The sequence below is a fragment of the Acidovorax soli genome (assembly GCF_014207955.1).
Taxonomy (GTDB): Bacteria; Pseudomonadota; Gammaproteobacteria; order Burkholderiales; family Burkholderiaceae_C; genus Acidovorax; species Acidovorax soli_A.
In genome coordinates, this window is record NZ_JACHLK010000003.1 from 1 (window position 1) to 17,119 (window position 17,119).

At 67.3% G+C, this 17,119-nt stretch carries 12 protein-coding genes; 5 read left to right on the forward strand and 7 right to left on the reverse strand.

Annotated features, from left to right (window positions below):
• Positions 1 to 385 precede the first annotated feature (385 nt).
• Positions 386 to 1,159 (forward strand): NAD(P)-dependent oxidoreductase, encoded by a 774-nt coding sequence (locus HNP48_RS08790; protein WP_184856550.1) that lies wholly within the window; start codon positions 386 to 388, stop codon positions 1,157 to 1,159.
• Positions 1,160 to 1,214: 55 nt separating this feature from the next.
• Here HNP48_RS08790 and HNP48_RS08795 read toward each other — a convergent pair whose 3' ends face one another.
• Both HNP48_RS08795 and pmbA read right to left on the reverse strand, forming a co-directional pair.
• Entirely contained in the window at positions 1,215 to 1,865 is a 651-nt protein-coding gene (locus HNP48_RS08795; RefSeq protein WP_184856551.1) for a hypothetical protein, read from the reverse strand.
• A gap of 286 nt (positions 1,866 to 2,151) precedes the next feature.
• Complete coding sequence (pmbA, locus tag HNP48_RS08800; protein WP_260420169.1) at positions 2,152 to 3,573, reverse strand: metalloprotease PmbA; 1,422 nt, start codon at positions 3,571 to 3,573, stop codon at positions 2,152 to 2,154.
• Positions 3,574 to 3,636: 63 nt separating this feature from the next.
• Here pmbA and yjgA point away from each other — a divergent pair, with 63 nt between their 5' ends.
• On the forward strand, positions 3,637 to 4,299 hold the full coding sequence (gene yjgA / locus HNP48_RS08805) for a ribosome biogenesis factor YjgA (RefSeq protein WP_184856552.1): 663 nt from the start codon (positions 3,637 to 3,639) through the stop codon (positions 4,297 to 4,299).
• Positions 4,286 to 4,903, forward strand: coding sequence for a molybdopterin adenylyltransferase (mog, locus tag HNP48_RS08810; RefSeq protein WP_184856553.1), 618 nt, complete (start codon positions 4,286 to 4,288; stop codon positions 4,901 to 4,903). Before yjgA ends, mog begins: the two co-directional genes overlap by 14 nt.
• 76 nt (positions 4,904 to 4,979) lie before the next feature.
• Here mog and cysE read toward each other — a convergent pair whose 3' ends face one another.
• Both cysE and HNP48_RS08820 read right to left on the reverse strand, forming a co-directional pair.
• Positions 4,980 to 5,756 carry a serine O-acetyltransferase gene (cysE, locus tag HNP48_RS08815; protein WP_184857073.1) on the reverse strand — a complete coding sequence of 259 codons (777 nt, stop codon included), beginning with the start codon at positions 5,754 to 5,756 and terminating at the stop codon, positions 4,980 to 4,982.
• Between the two features lie 34 nt (positions 5,757 to 5,790).
• Positions 5,791 to 6,552 (reverse strand): RNA methyltransferase, encoded by a 762-nt coding sequence (locus HNP48_RS08820; protein ID WP_184856554.1) that lies wholly within the window; start codon positions 6,550 to 6,552, stop codon positions 5,791 to 5,793.
• A gap of 159 nt (positions 6,553 to 6,711) precedes the next feature.
• Between HNP48_RS08820 and HNP48_RS08825 the strand changes: the two genes are divergently transcribed.
• Complete coding sequence (locus HNP48_RS08825) at positions 6,712 to 7,650, forward strand: inositol monophosphatase family protein (RefSeq protein WP_184857074.1); 939 nt, start codon at positions 6,712 to 6,714, stop codon at positions 7,648 to 7,650.
• 30 nt (positions 7,651 to 7,680) lie between these two features.
• Here the strand turns inward: HNP48_RS08825 and HNP48_RS08830 are convergent, their stop codons facing one another.
• From HNP48_RS08830 to HNP48_RS08840, 3 genes are read right to left on the reverse strand one after another with little or no spacing between them, the layout of a single operon-like run.
• On the reverse strand, positions 7,681 to 8,811 hold the full coding sequence (locus HNP48_RS08830; protein WP_184856555.1) for a two-component system response regulator: 1,131 nt from the start codon (positions 8,809 to 8,811) through the stop codon (positions 7,681 to 7,683).
• Positions 8,812 to 8,836: 25 nt separating this feature from the next.
• Entirely contained in the window at positions 8,837 to 13,708 is a 4,872-nt protein-coding gene (locus HNP48_RS08835; RefSeq protein ID WP_184857075.1) for a PAS domain S-box protein, read from the reverse strand.
• A 36-nt stretch (positions 13,709 to 13,744) separates the two neighbouring features.
• Positions 13,745 to 16,291, reverse strand: coding sequence for an EAL domain-containing protein (locus tag HNP48_RS08840; protein WP_311773818.1), 2,547 nt, complete (start codon positions 16,289 to 16,291; stop codon positions 13,745 to 13,747).
• A gap of 364 nt (positions 16,292 to 16,655) precedes the next feature.
• On the opposite strand from HNP48_RS08840, the gene HNP48_RS08845 reads away from it, so the two are divergent.
• The gene (locus tag HNP48_RS08845) at positions 16,656 to 17,117 is read left to right on the forward strand and encodes a DUF2141 domain-containing protein (protein ID WP_221480156.1); all 462 of its coding nucleotides are present in this window, start codon (positions 16,656 to 16,658) and stop codon (positions 17,115 to 17,117) included.
• Positions 17,118 to 17,119: the final 2 nt, after the last annotated feature.

Sequence of the window (17,119 nt, forward strand, 5' to 3'; positions counted from 1 at the left end):
CACGAGCGCAAGCCGTTCTACGCTGCAGCGTGGGTCTGGCTGGCGCAGGCCCGCATGCTCTTGGGGCGGCTCAAATAGGTTTCTTCTACACCCTCTTGGCGACGCAAGAGAAAGTTACTGCGCCGCCGGGCGCACATCCCGGCTCCCGCCCTCAACAAAGGCACGCGGCCACTACAGAACACGCCCCGTGAAATCCATCACAAACCAGGCAATGCGATCCGAACATGCATCGGCGGCGACGGCAACAAATGCAACCCAAGCCGTGAACAAATTCACCGCCTCGCCAATGCATCACAGCTCGGGGCAGTGACATCCAGGGGGACTGCATGGAATGATCGCGCCCAGGCTCTCGAAGCCCTCCACACCAACCATCCATCCAGACCCCATGAAACGCATCCTCATCCTCGGCGCCACCGGCTCCCTCGGCCGCCATGTGCTCGAACAGGCCGTCGCCGCCGGCCACCAGGTCTCCGTGCTCGTGCGCAACCCCGCCAAGCTGCCCACAGAAACCCGCTCCCTCATCACCGTGCACCAGGCCGACCTCGGCCAGATCGCCACGCCGGACCTGGCGGCCCTCGTGCGTGGCCACGACGCGCTCATCAACTGCGCGGGCATGGTCACCGAAGGCCAGGTGTTCGTGGACCTGGTGGGGCACATCGCCGAAGCGGTCGAATCGCTGCCTGCCATGGAACGGCCCGTCTGCTGGTTCCTGGGCGGCGCTGCGGCGCTGGACATCGGCAACACCGGCCGCAAGGGCGTTACCCTGCCCAAGGTGCGCGACACCTACTGGCCGCACGGCAAGAACTACGAGCGCATCTGCGCCTCGCCGCTGGACTGGCGCATGCTGTGCCCGGGGCCCATGGTGGAGCAGCCGGCACTCGGCCAGGACCGGATGCGGATCTCCACGGAACACCTGCCCGTGCAGCTGCCCGGCTTTGCGCGCGCGCTGCCGGCCCCCCTGCTTTTGCTGGTCTTCGCGTCCAGGATTCCGCAGATGATCGTGCCATACGCAGATGCCGCAGCGCTGATGCTCGCGCACCTGGAGCCCGCCGACGCAATGTCACGCCACCGCGTGGGGCTGGCACTGCCCGAAGGCATGCGCGGCAAGAAAGACACCTGGGCCGCCCGGCCCGCCGCATCATCATCAGCAGCAGCATAAGGAATCTGGGCCGAAAGCAACGCCTGCCAGGCCCATCCGCCGCAGACGACCCCGCCTATTGGAGCGACAGGTTGAAAAAATACCTCTTGGGTTCGTCCCTGTAGACGCGATCCCAAGGGTCGCGCTTGAGAACCACCGCCGTTTCGCTCCATTGAAGGACATCCTCAATGCGCCAGCCTTCAGGGGTCTTTGCCAGCACGTATCGGTACTGGAAACCGTGCTCAACGCCTTTTTTCGCGTAATTCGGCACCACTTCATCCGGCTTGGGACCTATAGCGTCCCGCATCACCACTTCGATGACGGAACGAGTCTCCGTTTCCATGTGAACCTTCTTGATCTGCCGGTCAATTTTCGTTTTCTGACAGCCACCGAAAAGGGACTGCCGGGCTTTGAGTGGATCGCCGGCGAGCAGAAGGCCGAGAGAGTTGCGGAACTCCGTGACTTCGGATGAGAGCTTTTGGCACGTACGGTACTCGTACTCTTGCTGCTCATCCAGATAGGCCCACCAGGACTTCAAGGCAAAGTCGGGGGTTGACGTATCAATCTTCGGCACAACTGGACTGGGAGCACCGCCAACAGCTGCCGCAACGGTATCTTTCAAGCTCGGCGAGTTCGGCGACTCAACAGGCGCCTTGTCCGAGCACGCCGCCACGGCCGCAGCCACGAACACCCATCCGACCATCTTTTTCTGCACGTTGGTCCCCATCTTCTGCTCCCTTCAGCAGGTTCAATTGCAATACCGCGCGGAAGCGCGTTTGCCCCATGGGCTGGCGCATGTGGCCCCGCCCGGCCCAAATCAGACACGGCAATCGGCTCCCGAGTGGTCACCAAATGCCTGACGGGAGGCGGGCACACGGAGTCTTGCAATGCCCACGGTTCGGCACCGCAATGAAAAGCACCTTGGCAAGCGTGCCGAGCGCCTTGGCTATTTGTCTATTTGCCAGGCTCAAGCAGGAGCGGTGGAAGCACGAACATGCCGCGCAGCGCCGCAATCAGCTGCCCGCCACCTTCATGCGATTGATCAGCACGGACCCCACCGTCTTGGCGCCATAGTTGTAGGTGTCGGCCCCGACCGCCTCGATGCCCAGCAGCATGTCCTTCAAGTTGCCGGCAATGGTGATCTCGTGCACCGGGTAGGCGATGCGGCCCTTCTCGACCCAGAAGCCGCTCGCGCCGCGCGAGTAGTCGCCGGTCACGTAGTTCACGCCCTGGCCCATGAGCTCGATCACGAACAGGCCCGTGCCCAGTTTCTGCAGCATCGCATCGAGGTCATCGCCTGCGCGGGTCAGGCGCGAGCTCAGGGTCAGGTTGTGCGAGCCGCCGGCATTGCCCGTGGTCTTCATGCCCAGCTTGCGCGCCGAGTAGGTGGACAGGAAGTAGCCCTCCACCCGGCCGCCATCGACCACCTTGCGCGGTGCCACGCGCACGCCCTCGTCGTCGAACGGCGAGCTGCCCTTGCCGCCCAGGATGAAGGGGTCTTCTGCGATGTCGATGTGCTTGGGGAACACGCGTTTGCCCAGCGAATCCAGCAAGAAGGTGCTCTTGCGGTAGAGCGCACCGCCGCTCACGGCCTGCACAAAGCCGCCGAGCAGGCCCGAGGCCAGCGTGGATTCGAACAGCACGGGGCACTCGACCGTGGGGATCTTGCGGCTGCCCAGGCGCGACAAGGCGCGCTCGGCGGCATAGCGGCCCACGGCCTGGGGCGAGGCCAGCTCGGCCGCATCGCGCATGGAGCTGTACCAGACATCGCGCTGCATCTCGGCATTGCGGCCGGGCAGCGAGGCGATGGGCGCCACCGAGAAGCTGTGGCGCGACGAGGCATAGCCACCGCGAAAGCCGCGCGTGTGGGCACTGAAGAAATGGCTTTGCTGGGCCGATACGCCGGCGCCCTCGCTGTTGGTGATGCGGCGGCTGGTCTTCAGCGCCGCGGCCTCGCATTCCATCGCCATCTTCGCGGCCTGCTCGCTGTCGATGGACCAGGGGTGGAACAGGTCCAGGTCGCGGTGCGTGTCTGTGGGCGCGATGTCATCGGCATCGGGCAGGCCGGCCATCGGGTCCTCGGCCGTGAAGCGGGCGATGTCATAGGCGGCCTGGGCCGTCTGCTCGATGGCCTTGCTGGAAAAATCCGAGGTGCTGGCATTGCCGCGGCGGTTGCCGATGTAGACGGTGATACCGAGCGACTTGTCGCGGTTGCGCTCCACGGTCTCGAGTTCGCCCTTGCGCACGCTGACCGACAGGCCGCAGCCTTCCGAGGCCTCGGCACCGACGTCGGTCGCGCCCAGCTTCTTGGCATGGGCCAGGGCACGGTCCACCAGTTCCTCAAAGAACGGGCGGCTGTAGCTGAAGCCGCTGTCAGGGGTGCTCGAAGGGGTGGCTGCCGGGGCGCCCAGGGCGTGTTTGGAGGGTTTTTTCATAGCGGCAGCTATGATACTTGCCGCTGTGGCGCGCGCTGCGCCACCCCCCATTTGTCCCCACCCATGTCACGCAAACCCAAAAAAGGCTACTTTGTGAAGGGCCATTTCGTTGCCGAAGGCAGCGAACTGGACCTTCAGCTCAAGGCCGAACTCAAAGGCACGCCCGATGCGAGCCGCACCGATCTCAAGCGTGAAAGCGACGCCCTGCAAGACCTGGGCAAGGAACTGCTGACCCTGCGCAGCGACCTGTTCGACAAGCTGAACCTGCCCGACAAGCTCGCCGATGCGCTGGCCGAGGCCAAGCGCATCACCAATTTCGAAGGCAAGCGCCGCCAGATGCAGTACGTGGGCAAGCTCATGCGCAAGCTCGAGCCCGAGCTGGTGGACGCCGCCCGCCTGGCACTCGACGAGCAGCGCAAGGGCTCGGCCGACGAAAAACTCGCCCTGCACCTGGCCGAGCACTGGCGCGACCGGCTGATCGCCGACGACGAGGCCCTGGACGCCTGGCTGGCCGAGCACCCCGGCACCGATATCCAGCAACTGCGCGCCCTGATCCGCCAGGCGCGCAAGGACGCGCCCCCTGCCGACAAGGCAGCCGAATCGCAGGGCCTGGCGCCGCGCAAGGGCCGCGCCTACCGCGACCTGTTCCAACTGGTGCGCGAGCACCAGGGGGGCGGCCCTGCAGGCGAAGCAGGTGAATCCGAGGACGAGAATGGCGATGACTGACGCAGCAGCGGCCGCCGCCCCGCACGAGCCGGTGCGTATCGGCATCGTCTCCATCAGCGACCGCGCCAGCAGCGGCGTGTACGAAGACAAGGGTCTGCCGGCCCTGCAGGACTGGCTCACGCGCGCCCTGCACAACCCGATCAGCTTTGAAGCGCGCCTGATCCCCGACGAGCAGGCGGGCATCAGCGCCACCCTGGTCGAGCTGGTGGACACCGCCGGCTGCAGCCTGGTGCTGACCACGGGCGGCACGGGCCCGGCCCTGCGCGACGTGACGCCCGAGGCCACGCTGGCCGTGGCGCACAAGGAAATGCCGGGCTTTGGCGAACAGATGCGCCAGATCAGCCTGAAGTTCGTGCCCACGGCGATTCTTTCGCGCCAGGTGGCGGTGGTGCGCGGCCAGGCCCTCATCATCAACCTGCCCGGCCAGCCCAAGGCGATCGCCGAAACACTGGAAGGCCTGCGCGCGGCCGATGGCAGCCAGCTCGTGCCCGGCATCTTTGCCGCCGTGCCCTACTGCATCGACCTGATCGGCGGGCCCTACCTCGAAACCCGCGACGAGGTCTGCAAGGCCTTTCGGCCCAAGAGCGCGGTGCGCCAGCGCTGACCCACCAGGGCGCCAGAAACCCGCACAGTCTACAGCCGCTTACTCAGGCAGCAGGTCCGGCAGCGGGGCTGGGCGCCTATTTGCCGACCAGCTCGTTGAGCTTGCCGGCCTCGAACTGTTCCTTGAGCGCCGCGTCGCAGGGCACGCAGTCCTTGGTGGCCTGCACGGTGGAGAGTTTCTCGATGGCCTGCCACAGGAGCGTGATCTGGTGCTCCTGCGAGGAGGCGTTGTCGATCAGGCCGCGCATGGCCTGGGACAGGGGGTCGTCCTCCTGCGTGATGCCGTAGGCCGTGAACTTGCGCGACTGCGGCTCGGTCACGTCGGCGCTCTGGCCCGCCTTCGAGGGAATGATGCGCGCCGGGATGCCCACGGCCGTGGCCCCCGCGGGCACGGGCTTGATGACCACGGCATTGCTGCCGATCTTGGCGCCGTCGCCGACCTCGAAGCCGCCCAGCACCTTGGCGCCCGCGCTCACCACCACGTCCTTGCCCAGGGTCGGGTGGCGCTTGGCACCCTTGTAGAGCGAGGTGCCGCCCAGGGTCACGCCCTGGTAGATGGTGCAGCCATCGCCGATCTCGGCCGTCTCGCCGACCACCACGCCCATGGCGTGGTCGAAGAACACACGCTCGCCGATCTTGGCGCCCGGGTGGATCTCGATGCCGGTGGCCCAGCGTGCAATGTGCGAGATGAAGCGCCCCAGCCACTTGAAGCCGTGGTTCCAGCACCAGTGCGCGGGCCGGTGCAGCCAGATGGCGTGCAGGCCGGGGTAGCAGGTGATCACCTCCCAGGTGCTGCGTGCAGCGGGATCGCGATCGAGGATGCACTGGATGTCGGAGCGCAGGCGTGCAAACATGGCCATGGTTGTTTTTGGAATATGGAAATGCAGTCTAGCGCTTTGCCTGCGCCGTTTCGATCATGGCTTTTGCGACACCACGCAGGATGTGGATTTCCTCGGGCCCCAGTTGCGCGCGGTTGAAAAGCTGGTTCAAACGCGGCATGAGCTTCTTGGGCGCCCCGGGATCGAGGAAACCGATGTCCACCAGCGCCCGCTCCCAGTGCGTGAGCATGCCGGCCACCTGGGCCGCATCGGCCAGCTCACGCTCCGGCGCTGCAGGGGGCTGCGGCGCGGCACCAAAGCCGCCAAAGCCACCGAGGGCCATGCGCCAGTCGTAGGCGACCACCTGGATGGCCGCGCCCAGGTTCAGCGAGCCAAAACCCGGGTTGGTGGGGATGGAGAGCGCCACATGGCAGCGGTACACATCCTCGTTGGCCATGCCGAAGCGCTCCGAGCCGAACAGGAAGGCCACGCCCGATTCCACCGGAGCGTCGGGCGCTCTCGGTGCGGTCAGCTGCGCGAAGTGCTCGCGCGGCGAACGGGTGGGCGGCCCGAAGTCCCTGGGCGTCATGGCCGTGGCGCACAGGTGGCTCATGCCGTCGAGCGCCTCGTCCAGCGTGGCGACGATGCGCGCCTTGTCCAGCACATCGAGGGCACCGCTGGCGCGCTGGATGGTCTCCTCGCGCCGCAGCACATTGGCCCAGCGCGGCGCAACCAGCACGAGCTCGTCGAAGCCCATGGTCTTCAGGGCGCGCGCGGCGGCGCCGACATTGCCGGCATGGCTGGTGTTGATCAGGACAAAACGGGTCTTCATGGAATGGCAAGGGGCCGGGTGTGCCCCAGAAATGGGACAAAAAGCGGCAAAACAGGTAAAATCAGCGCCCTATTGTCGCCGCCCGCATCGCCGGGCGGTGTTCCACGCTCCTCTTTCGCAAGGCGCCCCCTGCTGGCGCACTGCTTGAAACCACAATTTATGTCGTCCAACCTGCACCCCATGCTCAACGTGGCCATCAAGGCCGCACGCGCCGCCGGCGCCATCATCAACCGCGCGGCCCTTGACGTGGAGGCCGTGCGCATTTCGCAAAAGCAGGTGAACGACTTTGTGACCGAGGTGGACCACGCGGCCGAGAAGGCTGTGATCGATACGCTGCTGGGCGCCTACCCCGGCCACGGCATCCTGGCCGAGGAATCGGGCACCCAGTACGGTGCCAAGGATTCGGAATTCGTCTGGATCATCGACCCGCTGGACGGCACCACCAACTTCATCCACGGCTTTCCGGTCTACTGCGTGAGCATCGCCCTGTCCGTCAAGGGCAAGATCGAGCAGGCCGTCATCTACGACCCCACGCGCAACGACCTGTTCACGGCCACCAAGGGCCGTGGCGCCTACATGAACGAGCGCCGCATCCGCGTGAGCAAGCGCACCCAGCTCAAGGACAGCCTGATCTCCACGGGCTTCCCCTTCCGCCCCGGCGACAACTTCAAGGCCTATATGCTCATGATGGCCGAGGTGATGCAGCGCACCGCCGGCCTGCGCCGCCCCGGCTCCGCCGCGCTCGATCTGGCCTATGTGGCCGCGGGCTTCACCGAGGGTTTCTTCGAAACCGGCCTGTCCATCTGGGACGTTGCCGCCGGCTCGCTGCTGGTGACCGAGGCCGGTGGCCTGGTGGGCAACTTCACGGGCGAAGCCGAGTTCCTGGAGCAGCGCGAATGCCTGGCCGGCGCCCCCCGCATCTATGGCCAGCTGGTGCCCATCCTGGGCAAGTACAGCAAGTTCGCCGGTGCCGGCGACAAGGCCGCCGTGCGCCAGGCAACGGCCACCGAAGACGCTGACCCCGCCGATGCCGCCTCCGAAGGCGATGCCGGCGCGGCGCAGGACAGCGCCGACAAGGACGAGAGCGCTCCGCTCTGATGGATTGCAGGGCGTTCCGCCGCCCTGCCCTCACGCCGGGTCGGGGTATTTCTGCGCGATGACGCGGAAGTCTTCGGCCACCTCCACGAAGGCATCGACCATGTCCGGGTCGAAATGCGAGCCCCGGCCGCGCACGATGGTGCTGCAGGCCTGGTCGTGCGAGAAGGCAGGCTTGTAGACGCGCTTGCTGATCAGTGCGTCGTACACATCGGCCACGGCCATGAGCCGCGCCGACACGGGGATGGCATCGCCCGCCAGACCCTCGGGATAGCCCGAACCGTCCCATTTCTCCTGGTGGCTGTAGGCGATCTCCTTGGACACGCTGAGGAAGGCCACGCGCATGCCCAGGCGCTTTTCGGCGTCCTCGATGGCCGCGCGGCCCAGCGTGGTGTGGGTCTTCATGACCTCGAACTCCTCCACCGTGAGCTTGCCGGGCTTGAGCAGGATGCTGTCCGGGATGCCGATCTTGCCGATGTCGTGCAGCGGTGCCGACTTGTAGAGCAGATCGATCATGCGGTCGTTGAGCGCATGTTCGAAGCGCGGGTGGTGGCGCAGGCGCTCGGCCAGCGTCTTCACGTACAGCTGGGTGCGGCGGATGTGGTTGCCGGTCTCGTTGTCGCGCGTCTCGGCCAGCGAGGTCATGGCCATGATGGTCACGTCCTGGATGGCCTGCACCTCCAGCGTGCGCAAGGCCACCTCGCGCTCCAGGTAGGAGCTCTTGTCGCGCAGGAAGTCGGCCGTGGCCTTGAGCGCCAGGTGGGTGTTCACGCGCGCCAGCAGAATGGGCGGGCTGATGGGCTTGGTGATGTAGTCCACCGCGCCCAGCGCCAAGCCCATGCGCTCGTCATCGGGGTCGGAGCGGGCCGTGAGGAAGATCACCGGGATGTCGCGCGTGGAGGGCGAGGCCTTCAGGCGCCGGCAAACCTCGTAGCCGTCCACCTCGGGCATCATGATGTCCAGCAGGATGAGGTCGGGCGGCGTGCCCGACTGGGCGATCTTGAGCGCCTTCTCCCCGTGGTTGGCCACCTTCACCAGGTAGTGCTCGCGCAGCAGGCTGCCCATCAGCGTGAGGTTGTCGGGCGTATCGTCCACCACCAGTACCGTGGCAATCGGCTTGTCCACAAGGGTCGGCTGCTGAGAGGCGAAGGGCGCGTTGTCCATGGGCTTTCCTGCGGAAGGGGAGCATTCAGGGGGCGTTGGCGGAATCCGGCGAGGATGGCGGCCCGGGTACCACAGTGGCGATGGTATCCAGCGCCTGTTCGAAATCAAAGTTCCGAATGTGCACATCCACCGCCTTGAACACCGGGTCCAGGAATCCCTCCAGCACGCTGGCATTGTGTTGCAAAAACTCGGCGGCTGCCGGGTCGTCCTGCAACAGCAGCGTGCGCAGCTGGTGCAGCAGTTCCGCCGGGGCCTTGGTCGGCACCATGCCGTCGGCATCGACCGGGCCCGGAGCGCTGGCAGACCACGGCTCCAGCGCCTCGATCAGGGGCCCCAGCACCGCGCCCAGCGCCACCAACAGAGGCGCGGTGACCTCCTGCCGCTGCGGCCCCTTGCGCAGCAGGTCCTCCAGCTGGTAGGCGCGGTCGGCCACAGGCTGGGCGCCAATGTTGGCCGCCACCGAGCGCAGCGTGTGCGCCAGGCGCTCGGCCAGGCCCACATCGCCCGCGTCGAGTGCGGCCCCGATCTCCCGCACCGTGCCCGCCTGCCCCTGGGCGAAGCGGCGCAGCATGTCGCCATAAAGCGCGGGCTTGTTCAGGGCCCGCTGCAGCCCCAGCGCCGTGTCCAGCCCGGTCACCAGGGGCCAGGCCACAGGCCGGGGGGGGCTGGGCGGCACGGCGGCACCGTTGCGCAAAGGCAGCGGCGGCGGCAGGCCCTGGGGCACGCCCAGCCCGGGGCGCGGCTGTATCCAGCGCGCCAGGGCTTTCCACAGCGCTGCCGGGTCGATGGGCTTGGCCACGTGGTCGTTCATGCCGGCCTCGAAGCAGCGCTGGCGGTCGGCGTCCATGGCATTGGCCGTCATGGCCACGATGGGCAGGCGCGCAAAGCGCGGGTCGGCGCGCAGTTGCCGGGTGGCGGTCTCGCCATCCATCACCGGCATCTGCATGTCCATCAGCACCAGGTCGTAGCTGTCGTCCTGCAGCCGGCGGATGGCCTCCAGCCCGTTGCCGGCCACGTCCACGTCGAAGCCCGCGTCGCGCAGCAGCTCCACGGCCACCATCTGGTTGAGCTCGTTGTCCTCCACCAGCAGCACCCGCGCCCCGCGGATGGCCAGGGGCAGTTCGTCGGCCACGGGCGGCGGCACATACTGGCGTTGCAGTGCGGGCAGGGAATGCTCCAGCGGCTGCATCAGCGTCTCGAGCAGCAGCGAGGCATTCACGGGCTTGATCAGCACCGTCTCGATGCCCTGCGCGCGCGCCGCGCGCATCACGTCCTCGCGCCCGTAGGCCGTGACCATGAGCATCTGCGGCACCTGGGGCATGCCCAGGCTGCGGATGTGGCCCGCCAGCTCCACGCCATCCATGCCCGGCATGTGCCAATCGAGCAGCAGCAGGCCGAAGTAGCGGTTGCGCGCCATGGCCTCGCGCAGGATCTCCAGCGCCTGCAGGCCCGAGTAGGCCTGCTCCACCTCGAAACCCATGGCCTGCAGCATGTCCGACAGCACGGTGGCCGCCGTGTGGTTGTCGTCCACCACCAGCACCTTGCGCCCCACCAGGTCCGCTGGCGGCAGCACTGCCCGGGCCGGCGCGCCGCGCTCCAGCGGCAGGCTGACCCAGAAGGTCGAGCCATGGCCGAAATCGCTGATCACCCCGACCTCGCCGCCCATCAGCTCGGCCAGGCTCTTGCAGATGGCCAGGCCCAGGCCGGTGCCGCCGTAGCGGCGTGTGGTGGATGTGTCGGCCTGCTGGAAGCTCTCGAACAGGCGCCCCATCTGCTCGGCCGTGAGGCCGATGCCCGTGTCGCGCACCTCGAAGCGCAGGCTCACGCGCGTCTCGCTCTCCTCGAGCAGGCGCACGGCGATGCTGATCTCGCCCTGGTCGGTGAACTTGATCGCGTTGTTGGCAAAGTTGATGAGGATCTGGCCCAGGCGCAGCGAATCGCCCACCAGGTTGGGCGGCACGTTGGCGGCCACATCGCACACCAGCTCCAGCCCCTTGGCGCCGGCCTTGTAGCCCACCACGTCGGTCACGCTCTCGAGCATGCGGTCGAGCACGAAGGGCTGCTTTTCCACCGTGAGCTTGCCGGCCTCGATCTTGGAGAAGTCGAGGATGTCGTTGATCACGCCCAAAAGGTGCTGCCCGGCCTGCTGGATCTTGCTCACATAGTCGTGCTGGCGCGCGTTCAGCCCCGACTTGAGCGCCAGGTGCGACATGCCGATGATGGCGTTCATCGGCGTGCGGATCTCGTGGCTCATGTTGGCCAGGAAGTTGGACTTGAGCGCCGTGGACTCCTCGGCCAGCTCTTTGGCGCGGCGCAGGTCTTCCTCGGCGCGCCGGCGGTCGGTGATGTCCACGAAGGTGCCGATGGCGCCGCCGGGCGAGCCGTCGGCGCGTGCGAAGGCGTGCAGCCAGAACAGGGTGTGGTGCACCTTCCCGTCGGCATAGGGCATGTCCACCTCGCGGTGCACCGAGTCCAGCCCGTTCATCGCCTGCAGGTTGTCGCCCTGGAAGCGCGTGCGCTGCTCGGCCGGCAGGAAGTCCAGGTCGAGCACCGTCTTGCCCACCAGGTCGCTGCGGCGCACCCCGAAGGCCTGCTCGTAGGCACGGTTGAAGCCGATGTAGCGCCCGTCCGCACCCTTGTAGAACAGGGGCACGGGAATCGCATCGATCAGCGCCTGCTGGAATCCCAGTTGCTCCTCCACCTGCTCTTCGAGCTGCTTTTGGTCCTGGATGTCCACGCTCACGCCCACCACACGCACCGCGCGCCCCGCGCCATCGCGCAGGATGCGCGCGGCCAGCAGGAACCAGCGCACCTCGCCATCGGGGCGCACGATGCGCCAGGAATTGCGCAGGTCGGTGTCGCTGCCCTCCAGGCTGGCCCGGAAATGCGCACTGGCCTCCTCGCGGTCCTCCGGGTGCAGGCGCTCGAGCCAGAAGCCCAACCCCGTGGGCTGGGTGCCCGCAGGCAGGCCCAGCATGGACACCAGCTTGTCCGACCAGACCACGGTATCGGCCAGCAGGTCGATGTCGAACACGCCCACCTTGCCGGCCTCCTGGGCGATTTCCAGCCGCTCGTTGGCCTGCTGGATGGCGATCTCGCCCTTGCGCGCCTCGGTCACATCCTCGATGACCCAGATCGAAGCCGAGCGGTAGCCCTCCATGTTGATGCTGCGCCCCGCCAGCCGGGCCTCGAAGCTGCTGCCATCCAGGCGGCGCAACGTGGCGCGCTCGCGCAGCGCCTGGCCCGAGGCGAGCCGCTGCGCGATCAACGCCGTGAAGCTGTCCGACTGCGCCTGGTCGCCAAACAGCGCAGCCACCTCGCCGCCCAGCAACTGCGAAGCCGTGCCGCGCATGAGTTCCACAAACGCCGGGTTGAACTGGCGGAACTGCCCCTCGCAGACCAGCAGGATGGGCGGCGCATTGTCGAAGATGGCCGTCTGCTGCTCCAGCAGTTCGTTGAGCAGGCGCTCGCGCCGCTCCAGCTCGGACTGCGCGCGCATGCGCTCGGAGACGTCTTCGTGCAGCCCGACGATGGCAATGCGTTTGCCACGCCCGTCGAACACCGGCGACAGTGTGGCCTCGTCGTGGTAGATGCTCGCGTCGCGGCGGCGGTTCACGAAACTGCCGCGCCAGGAGCGGCCCGACAGCAGCGTGGCCCACATGTCCTTGTAAGTCTGGGGCGGCGTCTGGTCGGTGGCGACGATGGACGGCTTCTTGCCGCGCACCTCGTCCAGCGCATAGCCGGTGTTGCGCTCGTACTGGGGGTTCACCCAGTCGATGCGGCCTTCCCCATCGGTGATGACCACGGCCACGGGGCTGCTCTCCAGCGCCGCGCCCAGCACCCGGAAACGCTCCAGCGCCGCAGCCATGCGCGCACGGCTGCGCAGCAGGTCCAGCAACAGCAGCCCGAGCAGGGCCAGCAGCACGAAGGCGGCGCCGCCCACCTGCCAGCGCAGCAGGGCCGGCACCAGGGTGCTGACATCGTCGAGCACCACCAGTTGCCACTGGCCGCCGGGGTCGTTCCATTCGATACCGCGGCTCGCCACCGCGTAGGCCACCCCGTTGAGCAGCACCTCGCCGGCATCGGGCGCAAACGGCAGTGCCGAGGCCACGCCGTTCTCGAAATGGCGCCCGAACTGGCGCGACGCGCGGATCGCGTCGATGCGCGCCTGCGTGAGCGGTGGCGCCACGGCGAACTGCCACTCGGGCCGGGTGGACGAGAACGCCACGCCCTGGGGCGACATCAGCAGGGCCGGGATGCCGGTGCTCGCCAGCAGCGCATCGACCACCTCGAAGCCCACCTTGAACATCACCACACCGATGATGGCGCTGGTGGGCGAATCCGTTTCGTACAGCGGGGCCGCGTAGTACAGGCCGCGCTCCTGGCTGTTCACACCGATGGCCGCATAGACGCTGATGGCGCCCTTCATGGCCTGTTGAAAATAGGGGCGAAAGCCCAGGTTCGAGCCCGTCGCGCGCTCGCCCGCCGTCTCGTGCGCGACCACGGTGCCATCGGCCGACATCACGTACACGCCGCTGATCAGGAAGCGCCCGCGCGCCACCGCCAACCGCGCCAGCGAACCCGGGTCATCCGGCGGCGTGTAGCCGCGCGCCATGTCCTTGAGCTGGGGTTCGCTCAGGCCCATGAGCGAGACCGCGCCGATCAGGCCGCCTCCGGTGGTCTGGGTGATCAGCGCATCGGCCGCCTGCTGCACGATGCGCGTGCGCTCCACCGCACGCTCCTGGCCGCGCCAGTAGACCACGGCCTGCACGACCAGCCAGGCCCCGAGCAATGACAAGGCCAGCACCAGCACCAAGCCCCGCGTCCAGGCGGGATCGCGTTCGAGCACACGCTCGAGAAAGCGGCCTTCCTTGTCGCTCCTCGTCACCGGTGCCATGCACAGCCCCCCGTGGCCGGGAGACCCGTCCATGGATCAGCGCGTCGGGTCCAGCATTGCATCGAGTTCCTCCACCGGCACAGGCCTGCCAAACAGATAGCCCTGGAAGCCCTCGCAGCCATGCAGCCGCAAGAACCCCAACTGCCCCGTCGTCTCCACCCCCTCGGCCACCACCTGCAAATCCAGGCTCTTGGCCAGCGCCAGGATCGTGCGCACGATCGCCGCATCGTTGGGGTCGCTCAGCACGTCCCGCACGAAGCTCTGGTCGATCTTGATCTGGTCCAGCGGCAGCCGCTTCAGGTAGGACAGCGATGAGTAGCCCGTGCCAAAGTCGTCCAGCGCGAATCCCACCCCCTGGGCCTTGAGCTGTTCCATGCGCACGATGGTGTCTTCGATGTCTCCCAGCAGCAGGCTTTCTGTCAGCTCCAGCTTGAGCCGCTGGGGTTCTGCCCGGTGGGCTTTGAGGGTGTCCAGCACTTCGGCCACGAAGCCGGGCTGCCTGAACTGGCGCGCGCTGACGTTCACCGAGATGGACAGGTGGGCGGTGGCCGCGTCCTGGCCCCAGCGCTGCAGTTGTCTGCAGGCGGTCTCCAGCACGGTCTGGCCCAGCGGCAGGATGAGGCCGGTCTGTTCGGCCAGGGGGATGAAGTCGCCCGGGCTGATCATGCCGCGCTGGGGGTGGCGCCAGCGCACCAGGGCTTCGGCGCCCACCAGGCGCGCCTGGTGGTCCACGACGGGCTGGTAGTGCACGAGCAGTTCGTTCCTCGCCAGGCCCTGGCGCAGGTCGGCTTCCAGGTTGGAGCGGGCGTTGACGGCAGCCTGCATGTCCGGGTCGAAGAAGCGCTGGGTGTTGCGCCCTGCGGCCTTGGCCTGGTACATGGCCAGGTCGGCCCGCTTCAAGAGTTCGTCCACCGACAGGCGTTCGTCGCCGAACAGGGTGATGCCGATGCTGGGGGTGCTGTAGTGCTGTTGGCCGCCAAGGGCGAAGGGTTGGTTCAGGCTGGACAGGAGTTTTTCTGCGACGGTTTCGGCCTGGGCGGCGGCGTCCTGCAGTTCGGGGTTCAGGTTGTCCAGCATGACGACGAATTCGTCGCCGCCAAAGCGTGCCACGGTGTCGGCTTCGCGCACGCTGCCCACCAGGCGGGTGGCAACCTGGGAGAGCAGTTGGTCGCCCATGTCGTGGCCCAGAGTGTCGTTGAGGTCCTTGAAGTTGTCCAGGTCGATGAACAGCAGCGCCCCCAGGTTCTTGCTGCGCTGGCAGGCGGCGATGGAGCGCTGCAGGCGGTCGAGCAGCAGGCGCCGGTTGGGCAGGCCCGTGAGCGCGTCGTAGAACGCCAGGCGTTCGATCTCTTGTTCTGCGCGCTTGCGGTCGGTGATGTCCATGGTGAAGCCATGGGAGATCACCGAGCCATCGGCCTCGCGGTGCGGTATCGCATTCGTCATGTGCCAGCGGATGCTGCCGTCGGGCATGCGCACCCGGTACTCGCACTGCCAGGGCACGAGCTTGCGCACCGACTGCAGGGCCGAACGCTGCAGCGCCGGCACGTCCTCGGCCATCACCCAGTTGGAGAGCACGCCATGGTCGGCCGTCACCTCGTGCGGCTCCACGCCCATGAAGTCGCGCACCGCATCGCTGATGTACTGCACGCTGGTGATGCCGTCCTGGTGCAGGCGGTACTGGTAGATGAAGCCCGGAATGCGGCTGGCAATGCGCTGGATGAACAGCAGCTGCTCGCGCAGCTGCTCGGCGGCGCGGCGCTCGTCGGTCACATCCTGCACCACGCCCATGTCCACGCGCATGCCGTCCTTGGCCGTGAGGCGGCGCACGCGCGAGCGCATCCAGCGGATCTCACCGTCCGGCCGCTTCCAGCGGTACTCGACATCGGCGCCGGTGCCACGTTCACGCGCAGTCTCGAACACATGGCGGTCTTCGGCCAGGATGCCGCTGACGGCGCGCTCCGGGCTCATCCACTCCTGGCGCTCCACCCCGGCGATGTCGCACAGGCCGGGGGACCACAGCAGCACCGTCTCGCCCGGGTCCTCGATGCGCCGCCAGTGGCCGGTCTGGGCCAGGCTTTCCATGGTGTTGAAGACATCGGTCTGCTCGCGCAGCTCCCGGCGCACGTCCTGCAGCGCATGCTCGGACGCGGCCAGCGCCGCGCGCAGGCTCTCGGCCTCGCTCGCATCACGCACCGAGACAACGATGGAGCCGTTGTCGAGCCGGCGTGCCGACAGGTCCCAAGCCACCAGCAGCCGCCCCGGCTCACGCGCCACCTGGCGGCATTCGAGCGGCACGCCAGTGCGCGCCACGGTGTGCAACTGCTCCACGAGTTTGGTGCCCGCCAGCAGGTCGAACACATCGACCGCATCGGCGCCACTAACGCGCACGCCCCCCAGGCCCGGCATGCGCCGGGCAGCGGCATTGGCCGCACGCAGCAGCAACCGCCCCTCATGGGGGCGAAATTCCATCAGCGCCACGGGCACGGCATCGAGCAGGGCCTGCAGGCGCGCCTGCGCCGAAGACTCCACGAAGTCTTCGCTGGCACCCGCAAACAGATCGGTCAGGAGTTCGGCAGAAATCACAGTCGCTCTGAAACCTCTCGCAAACGATGGGCCCCACATTCTCATGGCGGCAGCAGCCACCAATGTACACCGCAAAGTATGTCAAAACGTAACAAAACGGAATCACCCATTTGGGCAGGGACAACCCCGGTAGCGCACGAACGCATGTTCCCACGTTCTACCGCCATGGCGCGCTTATTTCTTTTGGGGTGCGGTGGTGTTGCAGCGCGCAGCCTGGCCCCAGGGGGTGCCATCGGCGCCTTCCCTGCCCCGTTTCGCGCCGCCTGGGCGCCGCTTCGTCGCACACCGGTGGCGCCGCCGCCGGGGCGTTTCTAGAGTGCGGGCACTGGAGACGCGGTGTCTCCACCCACCCTGGAGAACTGACATGCGCATGGCCCACCCCTCTTTGGCCACCCCTTTTCTTTCTGCCCGCACGGCACGTGCCCTGGCGCTGGCGGGTGCCTGCCTGGCCCTGGGCCAGGCCCACGCCCTGGACCTCACCGTGGAGGTGAAGAACACCAAGGCCGACAAAGGCCCCGTGCTCGGTGCCGTGTACGGCTCGGCCGACAGCTGGCTGCAGTTCAGCAAGGCCGTGCAAAGCGGCATGGCGCCGGTGTCGGGCGACAAGGCCGTGATGGTGCTGCGCGATCTGCCGGCCGGCAGCTATGCGCTGTCGCTCTACCAGGACGAGAACGGCAACGGCAAGCTCGACACCAACCTGGTCGGCATCCCCCAGGAGCGCACCGGCTTCAGCCGCGACGCCCAGGGCAACATGGGCCCGCCACGCTTCCAGGATGCCGTCGTCGAGCTGCAGAGCGACACCACGATCACCATCCAGCTGCGCTGAGC